The sequence below is a fragment of the Lapidilactobacillus mulanensis genome (genome assembly GCF_003946215.1).
In the GTDB taxonomy this organism is placed as follows: domain Bacteria; phylum Bacillota; class Bacilli; order Lactobacillales; family Lactobacillaceae; genus Lapidilactobacillus; species Lapidilactobacillus mulanensis.
Genome location: NZ_RHOW01000021.1, coordinates 1 through 21,568 on the forward strand (window position 1 = coordinate 1; position 21,568 = coordinate 21,568).

17 protein-coding genes and 1 pseudogene are annotated in these 21,568 nt (G+C 43.4%); 5 read left to right on the forward strand and 13 right to left on the reverse strand.

Annotated elements, in window-relative coordinates; genetic code table 11:
• Positions 1-125: 125 nt before the first annotated feature.
• The 5 genes and pseudogenes from EKM67_RS06500 to EKM67_RS06520 form a co-directional block, all read right to left on the reverse strand.
• The gene (locus tag EKM67_RS06500) at positions 126-1,535 is read right to left on the reverse strand and encodes an aldehyde dehydrogenase family protein (RefSeq protein ID WP_125578223.1); all 1,410 of its coding nucleotides are present in this window, start codon (positions 1,533-1,535) and stop codon (positions 126-128) included.
• An 894-nt stretch (positions 1,536-2,429) separates the two neighbouring features.
• On the reverse strand, positions 2,430-3,926 hold the full coding sequence (locus tag EKM67_RS06505) for an Lsa family ABC-F type ribosomal protection protein (RefSeq protein WP_125578224.1): 1,497 nt from the start codon (positions 3,924-3,926) through the stop codon (positions 2,430-2,432).
• 410 nt (positions 3,927-4,336) lie between these two features.
• A pseudogene (locus EKM67_RS06510) lies at positions 4,337-5,478 on the reverse strand (NADH-dependent flavin oxidoreductase).
• A gap of 114 nt (positions 5,479-5,592) precedes the next feature.
• Complete coding sequence (locus EKM67_RS06515; protein ID WP_125578225.1) at positions 5,593-6,234, reverse strand: SDR family oxidoreductase; 642 nt, start codon at positions 6,232-6,234, stop codon at positions 5,593-5,595.
• Positions 6,235-7,081: 847 nt separating this feature from the next.
• A complete protein-coding gene (locus tag EKM67_RS06520) occupies positions 7,082-9,457 on the reverse strand; it encodes an ATP-dependent DNA helicase (protein WP_225417330.1) in 2,376 nt (791 codons plus the stop codon).
• A gap of 980 nt (positions 9,458-10,437) precedes the next feature.
• On the opposite strand from EKM67_RS06520, the gene EKM67_RS06525 reads away from it, so the two are divergent.
• The 4 genes from EKM67_RS06525 (at position 10,438) to EKM67_RS06535 (ending at position 13,454) form a co-directional block, all read left to right on the forward strand.
• A complete protein-coding gene (locus EKM67_RS06525) occupies positions 10,438-11,199 on the forward strand; it encodes a hypothetical protein (protein ID WP_125578227.1) in 762 nt (253 codons plus the stop codon).
• Complete coding sequence (locus EKM67_RS06530; RefSeq protein ID WP_125578228.1) at positions 11,199-11,987, forward strand: putative ABC transporter permease; 789 nt, start codon at positions 11,199-11,201, stop codon at positions 11,985-11,987. The genes EKM67_RS06525 and EKM67_RS06530 overlap by 1 nt, the downstream gene beginning before the upstream one ends.
• Positions 11,988-12,644: 657 nt before the next feature.
• Positions 12,645-12,812, forward strand: a complete 168-nt coding sequence (locus EKM67_RS10785; RefSeq protein ID WP_164506595.1) for a hypothetical protein — start codon at positions 12,645-12,647, stop codon at positions 12,810-12,812.
• A 54-nt stretch (positions 12,813-12,866) separates the two neighbouring features.
• The gene (locus EKM67_RS06535) at positions 12,867-13,454 is read left to right on the forward strand and encodes a PH domain-containing protein (protein WP_125578229.1); all 588 of its coding nucleotides are present in this window, start codon (positions 12,867-12,869) and stop codon (positions 13,452-13,454) included.
• A gap of 287 nt (positions 13,455-13,741) precedes the next feature.
• Here the strand turns inward: EKM67_RS06535 and EKM67_RS11000 are convergent, their stop codons facing one another.
• The gene (locus EKM67_RS11000) at positions 13,742-13,861 is read right to left on the reverse strand and encodes a S24 family peptidase (RefSeq protein ID WP_379894578.1); all 120 of its coding nucleotides are present in this window, start codon (positions 13,859-13,861) and stop codon (positions 13,742-13,744) included.
• On the reverse strand, positions 13,837-13,995 hold the full coding sequence (locus EKM67_RS11005; protein ID WP_125578230.1) for a S24 family peptidase: 159 nt from the start codon (positions 13,993-13,995) through the stop codon (positions 13,837-13,839). Before EKM67_RS11005 ends, EKM67_RS11000 begins: the two co-directional genes overlap by 25 nt.
• A 239-nt stretch (positions 13,996-14,234) precedes the next feature.
• Between EKM67_RS11005 and EKM67_RS06545 the strand changes: the two genes are divergently transcribed.
• Entirely contained in the window at positions 14,235-14,759 is a 525-nt protein-coding gene (locus EKM67_RS06545; RefSeq protein ID WP_125578231.1) for a dihydrofolate reductase family protein, read from the forward strand.
• 268 nt (positions 14,760-15,027) lie between these two features.
• Here the strand turns inward: EKM67_RS06545 and EKM67_RS06550 are convergent, their stop codons facing one another.
• The 6 genes from EKM67_RS06550 to nrdH form a co-directional block, all read right to left on the reverse strand.
• Positions 15,028-15,495 carry a hypothetical protein gene (locus EKM67_RS06550; protein WP_125578232.1) on the reverse strand — a complete coding sequence of 156 codons (468 nt, stop codon included), beginning with the start codon at positions 15,493-15,495 and terminating at the stop codon, positions 15,028-15,030.
• Positions 15,496-15,619: 124 nt separating this feature from the next.
• Positions 15,620-16,534 carry a N(4)-(beta-N-acetylglucosaminyl)-L-asparaginase gene (locus tag EKM67_RS06555; RefSeq protein ID WP_125578233.1) on the reverse strand — a complete coding sequence of 305 codons (915 nt, stop codon included), beginning with the start codon at positions 16,532-16,534 and terminating at the stop codon, positions 15,620-15,622.
• 138 nt (positions 16,535-16,672) lie between these two features.
• Positions 16,673-17,638, reverse strand: coding sequence for a class 1b ribonucleoside-diphosphate reductase subunit beta (gene nrdF / locus EKM67_RS06560; protein WP_125578234.1), 966 nt, complete (start codon positions 17,636-17,638; stop codon positions 16,673-16,675).
• Between the two features lie 638 nt (positions 17,639-18,276).
• The gene (nrdE, locus tag EKM67_RS06565; protein ID WP_125578235.1) at positions 18,277-20,442 is read right to left on the reverse strand and encodes a class 1b ribonucleoside-diphosphate reductase subunit alpha; all 2,166 of its coding nucleotides are present in this window, start codon (positions 20,440-20,442) and stop codon (positions 18,277-18,279) included.
• Positions 20,417-20,803, reverse strand: coding sequence for a class Ib ribonucleoside-diphosphate reductase assembly flavoprotein NrdI (gene nrdI / locus EKM67_RS06570; protein WP_125578236.1), 387 nt, complete (start codon positions 20,801-20,803; stop codon positions 20,417-20,419). Before nrdI ends, nrdE begins: the two co-directional genes overlap by 26 nt.
• On the reverse strand, positions 20,803-21,039 hold the full coding sequence (gene nrdH, locus EKM67_RS06575; RefSeq protein WP_125578237.1) for a glutaredoxin-like protein NrdH: 237 nt from the start codon (positions 21,037-21,039) through the stop codon (positions 20,803-20,805). The genes nrdI and nrdH overlap by 1 nt, the downstream gene beginning before the upstream one ends.
• Positions 21,040-21,568 lie beyond the last annotated feature (529 nt).

Here is a 21,568-nt window from a genome sequence, read left to right on the forward strand (position 1 = left end):
TAGACGACTAACTATACCAATTTATAAGAATAGATCAGTAGTGTTGCACTTGATTTGACAATTCGGGGACCAAGATTTTAGTTATTATCGCTTAGCCAATCATTTCAAAACGTCTCGCCTCACAGCTAGCCTGTGATGATGTCCCGTAGTTCGTTGATGAGTTCGTGGGGGCGTCTTGTTGCTTCTGCGACGGTTTTAATGTTGAGGAGATCCATGTCGGTTAAGTTGTGGGAGATGGAATTATTGCCGTATGAACCTGTGCCTAGCGTTAATGAGGGGGTGAGTTTGTTGAAGAGTCCGCCAATACCACCTAATGATCCGGGGGTGTTCACTAAAATCCGGCAGGCTGGCATTTGCTCGCCAAATTGTTCGATCACATTTTTATCGGTGCTGTGAATAACCGCGGTGTGACCCAAGCCACCATAGTTGAGCAAGCCGAGGCAGATGTTGAACGCCGCCTTGGTATTGTTGGAAATATACAGCGATAGCACGGGTGAAAGTTTCTCGCCAGAAAGTGGGAAATTAACCCCGATGCCGTTGATTTCCGCAATCAATAATTTAGTGCCCTTCGGAACTTCGATGCCGGCGATTTCTGCGATGCGTTCTGCAGATTGTCCAGCGATCGGACCACGAACCGTGTGACGTTGTGGATCGATCACGGTTGCGCTGAGCTTTTCAACGTCAGCAGGTTTTACAAAATAAGCGCCTTGTTCTTCGAAAGTTGTTTTCACTTGATTGTAAATTTCGCGATCGATAATGATACTGTTTTCAGAAGCACAGATCATGCCATTATCGAAAGTTTTTGACATCATGATATCGTCGACAGCGTTTTTAACGTCCGCGGTTTTTTCGATGTAAGCTGGCGCGTTACCGGGACCAACACCCATGGCTGGTTTGCCGGTCGAGTAGGCTGCTTTGACCATGCTAGGACCGCCGGTTGCCAAAACAAGATTGACTTGTGGGTGGTTCATCAATGCAGAAGTCGCTTCGATACTGGGTTGATGGATCCACTGAATCAGATTCTTGGGCGCACCAACTTTTTCGATGGCGTCTGAAAGTAGGCGACAAGTTGCACTCCCACATTCCTGAGCCTGTGGATGCAAACCGAAGATGATCGCATTGCGTGTTTTCAAAGCTAATAAAATTTTAAAAATAACGGTAGAGGTTGGGTTGGTGACAGGCGTAACGCCGGCGATCACGCCTAAAGGTTCGGCAATTTTTTCGAGGCGATTGATGCGATCGCGCTCGATCACGCCAACCGTTTTGTGATCTTTGATTTCATTCCAAATGTATTGGCTTGCGTAAATATTCTTGATTGCCTTGTCTTCGGAATTACCACGACCAGTTTCTTTGCGTGCCAAAATTGCGAGTTCTTTGGCGTGGCTCGTTGCTGTCCGAACGATCGTCTCACAAATTTGATTGACTTGTTCCTGACTGAAATTTTGATATTGCTTGAAAGCCGCGACCCCGCGACTAACTAAGTCGTTGATTGTCTCAGTTACATCTGCTGTTTCTGTACTTGTCGCTGTTGCCATTGCATCCATCCCATTTCATAAATGTTTTCAATTATACTGTAAGGCTTATGAAAACAGATGTAAAGCAAGCAATACTCATGATAACAGCAATCATGCCAGCTATTTGGGAGAGTTTGTTCAGAATGATAGCGCTAAAAATCGATTAACTATCTAAAAGTTTCAGAAAATATCACAAGCGTAAACTGATACAGAAAATAATTTAGTAGTACAGAAAAGAAACAGGGTGCGGAAAAATATTTCGACTACCTTCGGTCGCGGCTGCGCGGGGCAAGTGACAGACTACTGTGGGGACGGTTCCAGAGTTTTCCCAAGTTCAGGGAAAATTCTTCCACCTCGATTTCGAGCTTTTTCTCCGTCGCCAAACCCAGCTCCTGAGAAAAAGCTCGAAATACGCCCCTGCTGTAAGCGACGATGGCCCTGTCGCAACACCAGTTTCACAGTGTCGTCACTTGCCCCACGCAGCCGCGACCTAAATTGGAATTGGTTTAGCGGTGAACTGGGAAGAACTGGGCTTGTAGGAATAATTTGATTTCAACGCCGATTGCTTTGTTGCGAGAAATATGATCACATTGGATATTTTGCCACCAAATATTTATGTTGCTCATAAAAACTTTGTACGGGAGAAAGTCCAGTTCAGAATTCAAATCTGTTTGCCAGAATAGACCCACAGAATTTGCGGAAGAGAATGAACAGCACACTGTGATAATGCTCTTAGCGACATGATCCACCGTCGCTTAGAGCATGGGAAATTCGGAGATCTTGCGCTTTTTGCAAGAGCTCCAAATTTAGGCGGAAGAATTTCCGGTCTTTGGAAATCCTGCAGCCGTCCCCACAAGTGAGCTGTTCATTCTCTTCCGCAAATTCAAGCTGCAGTTATCAATGTACTGCAGCGTTTTAATCCCGTCTAAGAACAACTTGTTCAGTAGTCACCTTCGAAATAAATTCCTGGTCGTGTTCAACGATCAGCATTGTTGGCTGCACCGACAGAATTAACTTTTCTAATTGTTCCTGGTTGAAAATATCCAGATAATTCAGCGGCTCATCCCAAATATAAAGTTCGGCAGGTTGCGACAACGATTCCGCTAATTCAACTTTTTTACGCTGACCCATGCTCATCTCTTCGATTTTGTTATCGAAAACATTGCGCTCCATTCCTAATTTGTGCAGATTATTCAGAAAATCCTCGCGATTTAGGTGGTTATTTTCTGCAAAATCGGTTAACGTGCCTCGATTATCTTCATAGTTTTGACGAACGTAGCTGATTTTCAAATTTTGTGGTTGATCAACGTTGCCCGTGACAGACCCCGTAAATTGATTCAACAAAACTTGAATGATCGATGATTTTCCCGCGCCATTGGGACCGATGATCGCCAATCGTTGCCCACGTTCGAGCTCAAAAGAAATCGGTTGGAATAACCAATCCTGTTCATAGCCTAGTTGCAAATTTTTGACGGTCAATAATCTTTGGTGATGTGTCGGCTGAAAATCCATGGCTAGGGGATCGATGTATTCAATGTTTTTCAACAAACTTTCTTTGTCGGTGATCTCGTTTTCCATGCGGTGTTCTATATTCTTCGACCGTTTCATCACGCGAGCGGCGCGGGCACCGATTGCACCTTTACCGGCGACTTTACTGCCGGGTTCATTAGGATTACCCCATTTTTCGCCTTCTTTAGAAAACGACCACTTCGATTTTTCTGCGGCGCTTTGTTTCAGACGACCGATATCTTTCTTCAATTTTTCATTCTGATCGCGCTCGAAGTCATCGCTGAGTTTTTTCTCGGCTTCATAAGTGGCGAAGTTTCCCTGATACAGCAGAATTTTATTCTTTTCGATCGACATGATGTGGTCACTGACTTGATCCACGAAATGGCGGTCATGACTGACGACAATGAATCCCTGGTGTTTCTTTTGCAAATATTCCGCGACTTGTTGGCGGCCGTTGATATCTAGATGGTTCGTGGGCTCGTCGATCAGCGGGAAATTATTCTCGTCGATGAACAATAACGCCAACATGACTTTAGTTTGCTCGCCGCCGGAAAGACTGTCGAAGCTGCGCCACAAGATATCGGGATCAACGCCGAGCAAATTGAGTTCGCGTTCGATTTGCCATTGCTCCGCGTCAGAAATTTCTTGCAACGCGTAGAAAGTGAGTTGCGTTTTGTCAGCGATGGTTTGTGGAAAGTAATTGAAATGGAGCTGGTGGATAATTTCGCCACGATATTCTAGTTGATCCTGAAGAATCTTCAGCAATGTTGTTTTTCCACGGCCGTTACGACCAATCAAACCTAGCTTCCAAGTGGCATCGATATTTAAATTCGCGTGGTTGAATAAAAGGGTACCTTGATTGTTGTAGCCAAAAGTTAAATTTTTGATTTCGATATTAGACATAAAAATACCTCGTTTCTATGTGTGACCGAATTCAGAATCAGAGTGTGAACAGGCATGGGTTGAAAACGAGGATTAACTCCGAGACAGACTCAAATCCTTTTTTTGGATTTCAGCTGTCTCAAGTTAACCGCAACTTTCAATGGCTGAGAACACGTTTAAAATGCGCTTAGCCACAGGTTTTAAGACACAAAAAGAGACCCATCCCGCGAGTGGTCTAAACTGATTCTGAAAACGAGTTTTCGCCATAAAAATTGTTGGTCAGCTGGTTGGCTGATCAGACTTGTTTTTATAGCACGACTTGTTTAAAGAATAAATTTAGATTCTCAACGGAAGGATCCCTCGTTTCTGATTTAAGATAGCTTGATTATAGCATCAAAGTTTATTTATGTCAGCAAATATATTCGGCCTAGTTAAGCCGGTTTGTTAGTGGCAGTCGTCAATGGCACCGAAGTTGGGCCACCCATGCCTAATAAAAATGAATAGAATGGTGGCTGGATGCCTAATTCGTCGAGATCATCTGGCGAAATGGCGTAGCGAATGCTGGTTTCATCGTGATGTTCAACTTTTTCGACCCAGTTTGGTTCAGCGATGCTTTCATGACCCAATGCGACCAAATCGAAACTGTCAGCGACTTTTTCTGCCTCGTCAGGCGTCTTAATAGCGCCCACAACGATCATTGGCAGCTTGCCTTGTAAACGAGCCTTGATTTGTTCATTGAGCGGTGTGGTGGCACTATGGTCGTTTAACGAGGTCTGCCAAACGTGACCGAGTGAAATGTGCAAGTAGTCGATGGGTTGGTCTTTTAAAACGTCGATAAATTTCAGCGTATCGTCGAATCTGATCCCAGGTGTTTCGAGCTCTTCTGGTGAAATTCGGTAGCCGAGAATAAATGGGCGTTGCGCATATTGGCTGATGATCCGCTGTGCTTCGGCGATAACCGCCAGCCCGAAACGCATGCGCTTATCGATGTCGCCACCCCAATCGTCGGTACGACGGTTAGAATGCGGTGAGAAAAATTGTTGCATCAAATACGTGTTGGCACCGTGCAATTCGACACCATCAAATCCAGCTTGGATCGCACGTCGAGTGGCCTGACCGAAATCTTTGATCGTTTGTAAAATTTCATCTTTAGTCAAAGCCCGCGGTGTTTCTGAATCAGATCGTAACGCCGCTATGGCGCTCGCACTGACTGGTTGTTGACCGCGTAGAATTTTAGAATTAGACATTCTGCGGCACTGAAAATTTGTAAGACGGCTTTGGTGCCGTCTTTTTTAATTGCGCTAGCCAATCGAGATAAGCCGGGAATAAAGCGGTCGTCGGCGACACTGAGCTCGCCTTCGAATCCCTTGCCAAGGTCGTTGACGTTGGCAACACCGGTAATAAACAGGCCGACGCCACCAGAATGTTTCGCGTAATAAGCAATCTCATCACTAGTCACGCTGCCATCTTCAAAGGCCATCCGTTCAGTCATTGGCGGGATGACAATGCGATTTTTCAACGTGATATTTTTGTGGGCAAAGGTAAATGGTTTTAAAAAATGATAGTCAGTCATGGTAGCTTCTCTTTTCAATTCATAATTTTTAAATCAATTTTGTAAGTTTGCGTTGGAGATTGAAGTGAACCCTCAATTTTGGCATAAAAGCCAAGATTGAGGGTTCATCTAAAATTAATACCAAGCAGGCTTGTCACTGTCTGTGTTCGGCTTGTTGACGCCAACAGAATGGCGGATCTGTTCGTGAGGCGCGTTGATCAAATGAACGATATAAGTGGCAATACTTTTACGGGAAACTTCAGTCCCCTTAAAGTCTTCGCCCTTTTGCGTGATTTCATAATCGACTTCATCCTTATTGTCCAACCAAGCCGGACGAATGATCGTGTAATCCAAATCGGAATCCTCGATCACCTTAGCCGCAGCCGCGTAGGTTGGCAAGTAACCATCATCGAGCATTTGATGATTCCATTCGCCAAATTTGCCAGGAACTTCGTCGTAAATACCCAAAGTTGAAACCCAGATCAGACGTTTGACGCCAGTTTGATCCATGGCTTCAACAACACGCTTAGCTTGTTGTTCAATATTACCGCCAGCTAAATTGGCATAAACGATATCAACGCCCGCGAAAGCCTTGGTTAAATCACTAACCTTGGCAGCATCACCGTCGATAATTTTTGCATCGCCAGTATTGGCCGATTGTAAACGAGTTGCGTGGCGTAAAAATAGACTCAATTGCACATCTTTCTGCGCGACTAATTGTTCTGTGGCGAGGCGGGCAATCTGTCCGTGTGCGCCTAAAATAATAACATTTGTCATGATGATAACCTCCTGGGATTTCTCCCCCTACAGTTACTAATGTAAAGTAAGCTAAAAACAAATGCAAACATAAACCATTACGAATTTAGTGTGGTTCCGGCAAAATTTGTGGTGGGAACTGGGAAACTGCTGTGGGGACGGCTGCAGGATTTTCCAAAGTACGGAAAATTCTTCCACCTGAAATATGAGCTCTTCCAAAATCGGGAAGATCTCACATTTCCCCTTTCTGTAAACTCGTAAAGACCACTCGTTAACAGAAATGCCACTGCATTCCCAGTTCCCACCACAAATTTCGCCTCGTCTATTCGGAAGAGCTCGATAATGGTTAGTGTTGGATATTTAAATTACATTTCTATTCCAAACAATATTTTTTTAAAGCCGTAAAATGAAAATTGGTAATCTGGATACACGACAAATTTAAAAATAGGCGCAAGATACACCTAAAGAGCTTTATTATGGGCTTTTAAGACTAATCAGCGCCCATTTTAAAATTTGTCGTGTGTTATTTTGCGCAGATCTGAAATTCATCGCTTTTATTATTTAGTTATTCAGAACAAAGGCTACCTTGATAATCAAACTTTCAGGAAACCATCTATTCAAATCCTACGCCAAATCAAATACGTTTAGGTCGAAAGTGCTGGGGGAGGCAGTCGTGGCAGTGACAACCATGTTGGCGGGATGTTTTTCCCCGCCTTACATGGTGGATCGATTCGAGATTTTGCGGTCTATGCAAAAGCTCAAATCGAAGCTCGGAGCTTTTCCCGCCCTTGGAAAAGCGGAGAGCGGTCCCACAGCAACAGACCTGCCCGCCCCAGCGCTTTCGACCGGAGGTAGATTAATTTTTACATCAGTCAGAATCAATCGCGTTCCAAAACAAGCTCAGCGAGTCCTTCAACTCATCCGCATTGCGAACTTGATGCTGCAACTGCCAGTGCGGCGGAAATAGCCGTTGATAACGGCGACTCGCAAAACGTTGATCGATCAACAAAATTACGCCACGATCAGCCACGTCGCGAATCAATCGCCCGCCTGCCTGCAACACATTATTGAAACCCGGTAGCTGATAAGCATATTCGAATCCCTGGTGGTTCTTTTCTTGATAGTAGTCGCGCAATAAATTGTTTTCCAAACTCAGTCCTGGTAAACCGACGCTAATGATTGCGACGCCGATCAATCGATCACTTTTTAAATCGATGCCCTCCGCAAACGCGCCCCCTAAGACGGCAAATCCTACCAGCGTCTCTTGCGGGTGCGTTTGAAAATTGGCGAGAAATTCTTGGCGACTTTCCTCATTATTCGTACTTTCTTGCTGAATGATTTTTGTGGTTGGATATTTTTGCGCGAATGCCGTCGCTACTTCGGATAAGTAGGCGTATGAAGGCAGGAAAATCAAGTAATTGCCCATTTTTCCTGTAATCATGGCTTCAAGGGCTTGAACGATTTTCGGGAGGTTATTGGCGCGTTGTGCGTAGGTTGTCTGGATGTAATTGGTGATCAATAAATGCTGATTTTGCGGTGGGAAAGGCGAGGTCATGCGGTAGAGCAATGAATTCTCGTCGTTGGCGGCAAGCGTTTCTTGATAATAAGTGAGTGGCGTCAGCGTTGCCGAAAAAAGCACAGTCGCATCGCCTTTGTGTAAACAGTCTTGCAAAAACTTGCTGGGATCTAAACAACGCAGCGAAATGGTCAGCGTGGGGTTTGTTTTAATGATCGTGCGGTAATTGTCACCATAAAAATCATAAATTTTCAGAAAACTGTTGAATGAGAAGAAGTAATCTAAGACGGCCTCGTGAACCGGCGTGCCATCGTTCTTGGCAATCCAAGTTCCCAAAGCTTCCAGACCGAGATAAAAGCCGGTGATGAAATCTTCGTCGGGTTCTGCGATGACCTGTTCTTCTAAGTTGGGTTCAGGCAACATTTCGGGTAAAATTTTAAAACTATTTTTAATGGGTTTGAGTGCTTTGCGCAATTCGGCAATGGCGGCGGTTTTTTGGCCGCGAATTTGGCGTTCGATTTGTTTCAACGGGGCTTCGGTTAATTCGGCGCTGTACATTTCTCGCGAGCGGCTGACTAAGTTGTGTGCTTCGTCGATCAAGAAAACATTGCCGGGTTGCGGATTGGCGAAAAAGCGTTGTAAATAAACTTGCGGATCGAACAAATAATTGTAATCGCCGATAATGACGTCGGCAAATAAACTGGCGTCCAAACTGAATTCGAACGGATCGATCGTCCATTTTTTGGCGTAAGTTTCAATGGTGGCACGATTCCATTGATCTTCGTGTTCGAACAGGTCTTTGAGCGCGTCTTTATTGCGATCGTAGTAGCCGTCAGTGTAGGGCGAATGTCCCGCGGCGTAGCCTTCTGGAATCGGAAATGAAATTTTATCTTTGGCGGTGATCGTCACACTTTTTAAACGGGCGCCACAATTACGAAGGTCGGTCAATGCAGCTTCGGCGACCATTCGTGTGCTGGTTTTCGCCGTTAAATAGAAGACCCGTTGCACTTGTTGGTCGGCGAAAGCTTTGATGGTTGGAAAAAGTGTGGCGATCGTTTTCCCGGTGCCAGTGGGGGCTTCCGTCAATAAAATTTTGTGGGCAGAAATGGTCTTGTAAACGATCCCGGCGAATTGGCGCTGACCTTCACGAAAATCTGCATAGGGAAAAGTGACTTTTGTGGCCGCCTCGTTGCGTTTTGATTGCCATTCAGAACGCAAATGTAACCAGAATTCATATTCTTTCAAAACTTTCTGAACGAATGCGGACAATTCTTCATGAGTACATAATTGTTGTTTCTGAGTGATGATTTCGGTGGTGGTTTGGAAATAAGTGAGTTGAACAGTGACATGATCGACTTTTTCCTGCTCGGCGAGGATCCAAGCGTAAAATTTAGCCTGTCCCCAATAGCGAGTCAGCGCATCTTGGGTTAAATCGGCGAAGTCGGGTTCGGAAGTTTTAATTTCATCGACGAGAATTTCGTGCGTGTCGGGATCGATGATGACGCCATCCGCACGCCCGTCGATTTTGAAGTCTTGTTCATCCAACTTCGTTTCGTAGGCGAGGTAGATTTCCTTTTGATAATCAGGACCGGCTTTTTTCTGTAAGCGGCGGTGGATGCGCGCGCCTTCTAATGCGGTGTGATTGCTGCTGGTTTGCGAAGTTAGGTCGCCGGATTTCAGCGTGAACTCGATCAATTCGCGAATGCCGATCCGTTGTGGTTTTGTCATCATGTCACCTCCCAATGAAAAAATAAACGTATGTTCTTATTATAGCTTAAAGTGTTATCGAAGGGAAAATGGTACAGGAATAATCAAAGATCCATAGACTGCTTCCGGCCGTTGCTGGTTGGTGGCAGGGACGACTCGGAGTGGGGACGCCTGCAGGCAATTGAAAACCAAATTGTCTTCCGGCTCGCTTTGAAGCTTTTTCCGAAAGGCGTGGAAAAATCTTCAAAGACGCCCGTGTTGTGGGTGGCTAAAAATTTATTATTAATCATAACTTATATTGCAAGTTAGTTCCGGCCGTTGCTGATTGGTGGCAGGGACAACTCGGAGTGGGGACGCCTGCAGGCAATTGAAACCCAAATTGTCTTCCGGCTCGCTTTGAAGCTTTTTCCCAAAAACACGGAAAAATCTTCAAAGACGCCCATGTTGTAAATTCGCGAAAACCGCTCATTAACAACATTAGCACTGTGAGTGTCCCTGCCACCAACCAGCAACGGCCTCAACTTGAATTAGTTTAGAGCCTAACTGGAAATAACTGGGGTTGGTTTTAAATCTTAAATAGATACTCAAAAATAAAAAAAGTAACGTTCAAATTTTCTGGTCTGATTTGCACATTGGCCTTTCGTTACCAAAAAAATAAAGTTTCACTACAAAACCAGTCGCACCACATTAAATTCTACTCAAAGCTGCAGTAGAATAGGCAGAATGCGGAAGAAAACAGCGGCTGTTACTGTGAAAATGCTGTTGGTGACCCGTTTTTGGTCACCTTACAGCATGGGCGATTTCGAGCTTCAAGACAATTTGATTTTCAATTGGCTTGAAACGTCCCCACAGTCTAACAGCCACTGTTTTCTGGAGCATTCCGCCGAAGGTGGATAGGATTTTATCACTTGTAAATACAAGCCGGTTTTCACAGCTTTTAAATTCAATTTTCCCCGAGCTATGTTATGATTAACTCAGCATAATACAAGGAGAGTCTGATCATGGAATTATCAGTCGAACAATATCAAGCTTATCTTAAAGAAAATGAACCAGAACAGCGCGAAGTCACTGGCAAATTCGAGTTGGACGCGGCCGGATTTCAACAATTGGCAACGGCGCTGATCACGTCACTGCAAACATTGCTCGATGAAGGCCGCATCGGTTTTTCTAGCTATGAAATCACCACCGAACCGGCTGCGACTTTCAGCTTGGAAATGAGCCCCGTTAATTTACCGATGGTGGATGCGAAAAAGGTCAATCAATTCTTCACTGACGAAGCGGCGCCGGTCACGCTGAAAATTTATTTGGTGACGCGCTCAGAATTTATTAACGTTTCGAAGTTGCATATCGATTTCCTAGCCAATAGTGATGCGGAAATTTCTGCAGCTCAATTAGCCGAAATGTTAGCTGCGAAATGGGCGTTGATCGAAGAGACGTTTAAGAATCCGCCTGCGCCTAAACCTGTTGCCGCAACAACAGAGATGGCTAAAAAAGTCGCGGCTAAGAAGAAAACAACCAAAAAAACCACAACGCGTAAAAAGACGACGACCAAGAAAGCCGCCACAACCAAGAAAGCCGCCACAACCAAGAAAGCGACGACTAAGAAAACAACCACCAAAAAGACCACTGCTAAAAAGGCAACCACAACTAAAGCTGCTAAGAAACCGACAACCACCGCCGCTAAAAAATCTGCAACGAGTGACAAGCCTAAAACGACTCGTAAGCGCGCGACGACAAAGAAAACGACTAAGACGGAGAAATAATGAATCCGAAACCTTGTTTTGAAGTGACGATGCAATTTTTTGTCTATGGCTTAATTGGCTGGCTGTGGGAAACTAGTCTGGCTGCGTTTAAGCGACATAAATTTGTCGATACCGGCTTTTTAGTCGGACCGATCACGCCGATTTATGGATTTGCGGTTCTAGCCGTTTTATATTTGTTGCGACCGTGGCAAGATAATATTCTTTTACTCTTTATTTCAGCGACGATCGTGGTGACCATCCTCGAGTATTTCACGGGCTTACTTTTGGAAAAATTATTTCATACGAAATGGTGGAACTATGAAAATGTGCCCCTAAATTTGCAGGGACGCGTTGCCTTGCCCATTTCGATTTTTTGGGGGATCTGTTGTGTGTTGATCGTCGAATTTGTCCAACCGAAAGTTTTGGCATGGGTAGATTGGGCGGGGGTGACCTTTGGCTTGTTGCTGCCAGTCATCTTGATCGCCTTAACGGCCTTCGATTTCGGCTTTACGCTAGCCAACCTACAATCATTCCGGCAGCGCATGGAGAAACTCAACCTGGCCATCGAGGAAAGCAAGCAAAATTTGGCGACCGATGCCGACGAGCTCAAGCAAAATTTGCAGCAAAGTTGGGAACAACGTCTGCAGGCCAATCCCAAGTTGGCCGAGCGTTTATCTAACTTGAGTTATGGTCAACGTCGCTTACTGAATAGTTTTCCCAATATGCGGGTGAAAAATGTCACATCCCGTATTGACGAGATCAAGGAATTAGTTAGCGCGCTGAAAGCCGATAGTAAACGCAAGAAATAATTTATAAATAGACGATAAAAATAAACGCCTTCTCGGGTGAACGGACGAAGAAATAAAGTCCGCTTACTCGAAAAGGCGTTTTTTCTAGCTAGTGAATCAGCTCTTTGTTGCACTTAATTTGACAATTAGTGGGGAATAAAAGAAGGGAAGCCTATTCCTTATAATAGTTAGCATCTAAACAAACATCACAGGAGGCTTTCCAATGAATCAATTTACCAAAGAAATTGATATAACACTAGCTTAGAATCAAGATTTAGACCTCATTTTAAATATCACCTAGAAATTGCCGTTAATGAATTACTTCAAAATGAACTTTCCGCTTATTCTCAACTATTAACGATGGATTCTTGATTTAGATCAAAATTGGTCTGGCACTTTGCTAAATAAATATTATAGTTTTTCAGGAATCAAATAAAATCTAATGGTGAGAGCCCATTACATCATAAGACTGCATTACCGAAAAAAGTGTTTGAAGTTTCTTTGATATTCTGGCATCACTTCGACCATTTGCCGTTATATTATCTAGAATTATGATTAAAAGAGATTTATTGAATTGGAAGAGGGTAATTTATTTTATAATGAATTGAAAAAACATTTACAATTCATCGGATAGTGATACAGTGATCATGTAAAGAAAACGCTATCGGAAGAATATTAATGAATGATTTTGAGTTGAATGCCACAGCAGATGGAACTAAGAGTGAAGATTCGGACATGTTGTTTGATGAGTATGGACTTTTAAAAAAGCAATCAAGAATTGTTGTAGAAATTACAGAACGAAAAACAAATAAAATTATTGGAAAGGTTCAGATCTTGTTTTACTGATACAATAGGACAATTGATTTTGAGCGATTTTCATTTAAAAACGGAGATGAAAGCGTGAATGAAAATGAATTTGTAAGTTTTTTTGAAGACGTTAATAAATTATTAGGTGAAGATCCTGATAAAATAAGCGGTGGGTTAAAAGCTGCTGAAAAAGGTGAATCTTCATTGGGATTGCTTAGATTGGTTGTGGCGAAAACAATAGCCCTAAAAAAAGATGAAGAAGCAATTACTTGTTTTATACCGTTAACGAACTCAAAAAACTCTGGTTTTGGTTCAGCGGGCTATACTGGGATGTACATTCCAAAGTCGCAAGAATCAAAAAGATATCTCAATGAATTCTCTGATTTAAGAGGAAACCGATTGTTAGTAATTACTACACATCGAATTATTTATTTGACAGTCATTGAGTTTTTGGATGATGATAGTCAGTACATTTCTTATGATTTCTCTAATGTGAAGGCAATGAATCTTCAGCCTCGTAAAATAGAGAAAAGTATAAAAATAACTAGTGAGAATAATTCTTATTTTGTATTAAACATTGCCACTCTTAATGGGCATGTTTATTCTGATATTTTGGCGCCAATTGATGTGCAAGCATTACTAAACGCAAGCAAAAAGAATTTAAATCTTGCTCACTTTTAATTACAAGATTTTGATACAAAAGGAGATTCATTGAGTTTCCTCAACAAGAATACGAATAGAGGCGTTGTTATAGTAACTTCTATTTTTGGTGTGATTGCGGGAAGTATTGGTATAATAATTATTATTAAGCAATTTATAAATTCGATTATCCAAGTATTTAAATAATCCCATCCACGATTATTCGATTGATATAACTTTCATGATTATTTTCAGTATGGTGACGAGCGATTTGATGTAAAAAATCACAGTACTGTCCCAATTACTCGAAATCATCGTCTTCATTGACTTTAATCGGGGTGTATTTTTTTATTTAGTGAGACTAATTCACAACCGTGTCGGTTGATCCTGATTGTCTTGACAAAGCTTTTTCCACTCAAAGTTGCTACAACCATTTGTCCGTCAAATATATGGTAATACGTTTAACAAAAATGACACTTCCGTCAGGATAACGTGGTTCCATAGAGCCGCCGTTAACTCGTAAAGCAAGATCACAGCTATCTGGAATATCTCCGTAAACGATGACTTCTTGGACCACGATCATTCACTAAAGGTTGGTCATGGTCTTGACCGATTAGAAGTTCCTTTGCAAAGTTAAATGTTGCAATTTGATTTTTTGAGTTCAACTGGTAGATAACAGCAACTGTTTTATTAACGATTTGTTTATTATTTTGGGATTTTTTTGAGAGTTGAATCCTTGATTATCTTGTTCAAAGCCAAGGATGTATTGGGTAGTTGTTCCAAGCGTCTTCACAAAATCCGTAGCGTGATCGAGGTGATTTTATGCGTAAAGTTCAATTCTATGGTGCGATTTCTTTAGATGGTTATTTAGCAACGACTGATCATAATTTACAGTGGTTGCTTGAAACGGCTGGTGGCGAGTCGGCTAATTCGGAGCAATTTTTCCAGCAGGTCGATACGAGTGTCATGGGGCGAAAAACTTACGAGGTGAGTAAGCGCCTCGCCGAAACGGATAGCGCGCTTTTTCCCAGCATGACTAATTATGTGCTCTCGCGCACGCGTCATGGCGGTGAAAAAGATGCGCGATACTACGACGGATCGCCTGTGCAGTTGGTCCGCGAATTGTTGACGCAATCAGGTGGCAATATCTGGATCGTTGGTGGTGGACAAGTCGTGGCCGATTTGGTGGCCGCAGATTTGATCGATGAGTGGTGGATCCAGATTGCACCAGTGCTACTCGGATCTGGCATCCAACTTTTCCCCGAGGGCGACTATGCCACTAGACTGGAATTAGTCGCCGTGTCGAAATATGATCAGCTCGCAGAATTACACCTCCGCAAAAAATAACCCAGTCAGATCTAGCCGGCGTTTAATTCTTGATCAATTTCACGCCGTCTTTTTGTAATTGTTTAAGCAAAATCAAAAAATTCATGGTCAAAAAACCGCCTCTCAAGTCATTAAACTTGAAGAGCGGTTTTTAACATGGGTGTCACTATTTGGCGGGTCGATCGAGAAACAAATTTGGAGTTGGCTTCTCAACTGTAGGGCAATGATTGCCTACACTATCTATTACGAATCAAACGCGTAAAACCTGACAATTATTTTTGAATAAACGTCAACTTCGGAGTAATTTGTTATTGAAAAGTGGCCGTCCATATTCTTTCGCAATGACGTCGAGTCGAAAGAGACGCTTGAAAAACCAGATGAGAATTGGGTTGATTGCGAAAATTAAAATAGCCACAACAGCGAGAAAGCCGATTTGAATGTAATTGGTGAGATGCTGGAGTAAATAGCCGACCTCATAAATGAGTGCCAATAAGAAAATCAGCTTGATCAAATTAAAGAGCAGTTGTAAAAATCGGACACGCCGACTGATTGCACGACGCAATGATGCAAATTCCGGTGTCACCGCGATGAAAACCGGCAATGAAAGTGTTGCGCGATATCCGCCGAGCTCGACTGGTTCTGGCCGTGGATGATAGCCGAATTGATAAAACAACTTCAAGGCAAGCAGATAGCCTAGATAAAACAAACCAAATAAAACCGGCATATAAATAGCTAAACCTGACCAATTCAACGCCATGGTGGTACCCGTGAGGTAATTGGCGAGAAAAAAACACGCAGAGACGCACAGATAGAACAAGAGAGTGGCACTCAGGCGCGTAGGAGACGATTTTTTAGACTTGGATTGTTCGGGAGCGTTGCGGTTATTTTTCTTCATGTAATCGATAATTCGCGCCAGTGACGTCTTCGTTCGGATAGGCGATGTAAACTTGCGGCTGGTGTTGGTCATCACCGACAGCAAAAGTGAATTCAACGTTGGTGGCAATGCCCCATTGACCGGCGTTGTTCATCGCAACGTAAGAAAATTCGCCAGCCTTTCCGAAACGAGCGCGTAATTCCTTGATGAACGGATAAACGACTTGATCACAGGCGGCTTGTGGGGAGAGGCCAGTGCCCATCAAGCGGACGATTTCGTAACTCAGAGGTTGTTTCATCAAGTCTTCGCCTAAACCTGTAGCGGCTGCAGCGCCGATGTGACTATCTGCATAGTAGCCAGCACCAGGCAGTGGAGAATCACCGGTGCGGCCAGGATGCTTCATAAACAAGCCGGAGGTGGAAGTGCCGACGGTCATCTGTCGCTGATCATCTAGGGCAATCATGCCGACAGTATCGTGGCCGGCGTAGGGACTGAGATTTTTCGCCTTCACTTCTGCGACCCGTTCTTCCCAAACCTGTTTCGATTCCGCCGTCAACATATTTTTCGTGGTGAATCCTTGTTCAGCAGCGAATTGACTAGCACCAGCCCCAACGAGAAAATTATTAAAGCGCTCGTCACTCAAACGTCGCGCAATGCTGATCGGATTTGCGAAGCCTTTGAGGCCAGCAACCGCACCGATTGCTAAAGTGTCGCCATCCATGAAGGCTGCGTCAGTTTCGACTTCACCCTCCGCGTTCGGTAGACCACCAAAGCCGACCGATTTAAAATGGGGTTCATTTTCAACGGCCTGAACCGCGACTTCGACCGCATTGCCACTTGTGTCGCCAGTCGCTAATTTCTGTAAGCCTTGCGCCACCCCATCGAGTGCCATTTGCCAAGTACCGATCATTGCGTATGTCATTAGGAAGTCCTCGTTTCGAATTTTAGTATTCAAGAATAATAATAGTTTACAACATTTGCGTCCAGCAAAACAGCGGCCACCAAAATATCTGGTGATCGCTGCGTTTTTAAGTACAATTATTAGGTTAAGTTAGCCGGTTTATTTCCGACCAATGTCATAATCTTGATCATTCATCGCGGAAACGTGGCCGAGTAAATAGCCATTCCCAACTTGCGAGAAGAAATCATGATTGGCAGTTCCTGTCGACAATCCGTTCATGACGATCGGATTCACGTCATCGGCAGTATCAGGGAAGAGTGGATTTTGACCGAGGTTCATCAGTGCCTTGTTGGCGTTATAACGCAAGAAAGTTTTAACGTCCTCTGTCCAACCGATGTCATCGTATAAGTCCTCTGTATAGCGCTCCTCGTTGTCGTAAAGATCGTACAGTAAATTATACATCCAATCCTTGAAACGGTCCTGTTCGGCCTCTGTGAGCTCTTTAAAGCCAAGCTGGAATTTATAACCGATATAAGTTCCGTGAACAGATTCGTCGCGGATGATCAGTTTGATGATTTCGGCAACGTTGGCGAGTTTATTATTGCCTAAGTAATAGAGTGGTGTGTAGAAACCAGAATAGAACAAGAAAGTTTCCAAAAAGACACTGGCAACTTTTTTCTCTAATGGCGTCCCGTTTTGATAGATCTCATTAACTTTTTCAGCTTTTTTCTGTAAGAATTCATTGTGATCGGTCCACTCGAAAATTTCGTCGATCTCATCGGCACTACATAACGTACTAAAAATCGACGAGTAGCTCTTAGCGTGAACGGATTCCATGAACTGGATGTTATTAAAGACGGCAGTTTCCTGAGGCGTGCGAATATCTTTGCGTAGTTGATCGATGCCGTCTTGTGATTGAAGCGTGTCGAGTAAAGTCAACCCACCGAAAACGTGGTCGACGACTTTTTTCTCGGTGTCATTGAGCGTGCGCCAATCATCCAAGTCGTTAGAAAGCGGAATTCGCGTATCCAACCAGAATTGTTCGGTCAACTTTTCCCAAGTTGCCTTGTCGATTGCGTCCTCGACGGAATTCCAGTTGATTGCTTTGTAATAAGTTTTAACCATTGTGTGCTCCTTTGGTGAATAGAGTTTAGTTAACGTGTTCCGGCAGCGGGTGTGACTGCTAGACAGAAGTTGCTGTGGGACCGCTCTAAGCCTTTTGCAAAATCACCAAAAGTCTTAGAGCTTCGATTTGAGCTCTTGTCAAAACCACAAGATCTCAAATACGATCCATGCTGTAAATTCGCAAAACCCGCTCATTAACACCATTGTCACTGCAACTCTGTCTAGCTGTCACACCCGCTGCCTAAATCTAATCTAGTTTAATTCAGAATTTGAATAACAGGGTTTAACTTGACTTGTGTCTCATTGTGCTTTACTTAAAATAGAATCGCAATTTTATAGATGTACTCATTTGAATCAACTTGAATCAACGCTCATGATTGCAGCGTTTAGGCCGAATTTGTGGAGGGAAATAGTGGACACACCGTGAAACTGGTGTTAGCGAGCGATTTTTGCTCGGTTACAGCAGGGGGCGCATTCGAGATTTTTGTGGTCTTCAAAAAGCTCGAATCGCAGGTGGAAGAATTTCCGTACTTTGGAAATCCTGGAACCGTCCCCACGGTGTTCGTCCACTATTTCCCGAAACAAATTCGACCGAAGGCAGATAAAAGGGTCTTTATGCGCGCATATCTAAATCAGAATCAGATAATACAGCTCTCGCAATCATTACTACCAATTTCCTGCGAGTTATCCGTAAACGTCCGCACATAATAAATCGACTTGATCCCTTTGTAATAAGCATAATTCCGCAAAATACTCAGATCACGCGTCGTTTGTTCTGGTTCTTTTTTCCATTCGTATAAACCATTCGGCATTGTCGAACGCAGGAAGAAAGTCATGCTCATTCCTTGATCGATATGTTGTTGCGCAGCCGCGTAAATATCGACGATCTTACGCATGTCGGTGTCATAAGCCGACTTGTAAAATGGCAGCGTCATATTGTCCAACAGTGGCGCTGGGAAATATAATTTACCGTTCTTCTTCTCAGTCCGCTCTTCAATCAAACGAGTGATTGGGTGTAAGCTCGCACTGGTATCGTTGATGTATGAAATCGAACCAGTCGGCGCAACGGCCAAACGATTTTGATTGTAGAGACCATCTTTTTGAATGGCAATTTTCAGTTCATTCCATTCGTCGGGGCCAGGAACAAAGACGTTTTCGAACAGTTCTTTAACTTTCGCAGATTTTGGTTGGTAGCTATTTTCTAAATATTTGTCGAAATAGTGGCCATTCGCATAATCGGATTTTTCAAAATTATGGAAAGTTTCGTGGCGTTCCTTAGCAATCTGATTACTTTCGACCAGTGTCCAGTAATTCAACAACATGAAATAAACGCTGGTAAATTCGATGGAGTCGGGCGAACCGTATGCCATTTGGTTCTTCGCGAGAAAAGTATGCAGACCCATTGCGCCGAGGCCGATTGAATGGCTCAGGCGATTACCATGAGCAATCGAAGGGACAGATTCGATGTCTGAACTGTCAGAAACAAAGGTTAACGCGCGCGTCATGGTACGGACAGACTGACCGAAATCAGGGCTCTTCATCAAATTAAGAATATTCGTTGAACCCAAGTTGCAGCTAACGTCAGTGCCCATTTGTTCGTATTCTTGGCGTTCATTGAGAATAGAAGGTACTTGTACTTGCTGAATTTCAGAACAAAGATTACTCATGATGATTTTGCCATCGATGGGATTGTCGCGATTGACAGTATCGATGTTGAGAATGTAAGGATAACCAGATTCTTGTTGCAGCTTGCTGATTTCATTTTCGAGATCGCGCGCTTGAATTTGATAGTGTCTAATTTTCGGATTGGCCGCTAATTTATCGTATTCTTTGGTGATGTCCACGTATGAAAACGGCACGCCATATTCGCGCTCCACATCATAAGGACTGAATAGAAGCATCGATTTATTTTCGCGCACTAATTCGTAAAATTTATCTGGCACAATAACGCCTAATGATAGCGTCTTGACCCGAATCTTTTCGTCGGCATTTTCTTTTTTTGCAGAAAGGAAACTAACGATATCTGGGTGGAAGACGTTCAGATAAACGGCGCCGGCACCTTGACGCTGGCCGAGTTGGTTACTGTAGGAAAAACTGTCCTCCAATAATTTCATCACCGGTAAAACGCCACTTGACGCGCCTGTGATTCCCTTGATCGGCGCACCGGCTTCGCGTAAGTTGGACAAAGTAATGCCAACGCCGCCACCGATACGAGAAAGCTGCAAGGCACTATTGATCCCGCGGCCGATACTGTTCATGTCGTCGGTGATCTGGATCAGGAAACAAGAAACAAATTCACCGCGGCGTTTGCGGCCAGCGTTAAGAAAACTTGGCGTTGCTGGTTGATAACGTTGATGGATCATCTCACTAGCAAGTTGTTGTGCCAACTTTTCGTCACCATCGGCGAAATACAAGGCGTTAAACAAGACCCGCTCTTCGAAATTTTCTAAATAAAATTCGCCATCGTTCGTCTTCTGGGCATATTGATTATAAAATTTATAAGCAGCCATGAAAGATTTGAAGGTGAATTTCTGCGCCAATAAATCTTGATAGAGATCGGCGATGAATTCTGGTTGATATTTGTGGATGAATTCAGGCTCGAGATAATTTTCAGCGATCAACCAATTGATTTTAGCGGTGATCGAATCGAATTTTTTCGTATTGGGCTCAACGTTTTCTTTCAGAAAAGCAGCCAAGGCTTCGTGATCTTTATTCAGTGGGATTTGTCCGTTGACTGGGCGATTAAGTTCGTTGTTGAGTTTGAAATAGGTGACATCGTTAATGTTCAGTTGTTTTAAGCTCAAGTTCTTGCACCACTTTCTTGAATTTTTTAACATCGGCCATGGTTCCGTTGAATTCGAAGTCGAACACAATCGGCACGTGCAATCCTTGCGCGATGTCTTTGGCGTTGTGGATATATAAGTCGTTGAAATTGCGATTACCGCCACCAGCAACCCCGACGAGTTCGCGGTGATTGGATTGATAACCGAGAAAATCGATCACCGGATCCATCATGTCATCATCGTAAGTCGGGATCACTAAAATAAAAGGCGCGCCCATTTCATGAAATGGATCCGCGTCGGTGATTTCATAGGCGTCTATACCAGTCTTCTCGATAAAACGCTGCGTCTGCCCCGTAATCGAGTAATAAGCTACCTGAACCATTAGCCGACCAATCCTTTCAAGGCAGCCGGTTGGAAACCAATAATAGGTTGCTCATCCTGCCGGAAAACGATCGGCACACTACGATAACCCTTCTCGCGCAAATAATTAGCCGATTCAGGGCTCTGATTAATATTAACTTCTTGATAACTAACGTCATGTTCTTGCAAATAACGCTTGGTCATCTTGCATTGCATACAACCATCGCGCGTATATAAAACAACTTTTTTTGAATCCATGAGAATTCCTCCAATTAATTTCGATTATTGCGGAAATAAACTGCTAGTGACTTGCGAGCGCTTTGAAGTTGAAATGCTGATAGTTCAACCTGTTTGTGATCGTACTTTGATTATACGGTCGTTCGGTCGAAAACACAATATCTTGTGCTTATTTGTAAATGGCTATACCAGAAATGGTATCGTTGTTCTGACAAGCTTTCTTTAATTTTCAACTTTTTTTAATTAATTAAAAAAACGCTGGCAAGATTTAGTTGTCGGCGTTTTTGGGAATGGTTTAATTTATTTTGAAAAAATTTTATTTGTGAAGGCTTTGTTCGCGTGAGGTTGGATTTAGTTTGGTTCCGTCAGAACGCTCCAGAAAATAGTTGCGCCTCGCTGTGGGGATGACTTCAAGCCTTTGCAAAATCGGCAAAGTCTTGAAGATCACCCTTGTTCTAGCGGGACTTGGGTTTGAGTGGTAACTGAATTATTGGTCAACCCATCTGAGAACATTTAGGAAATTATTTGGTCCCGCAAGAACAATTTCACT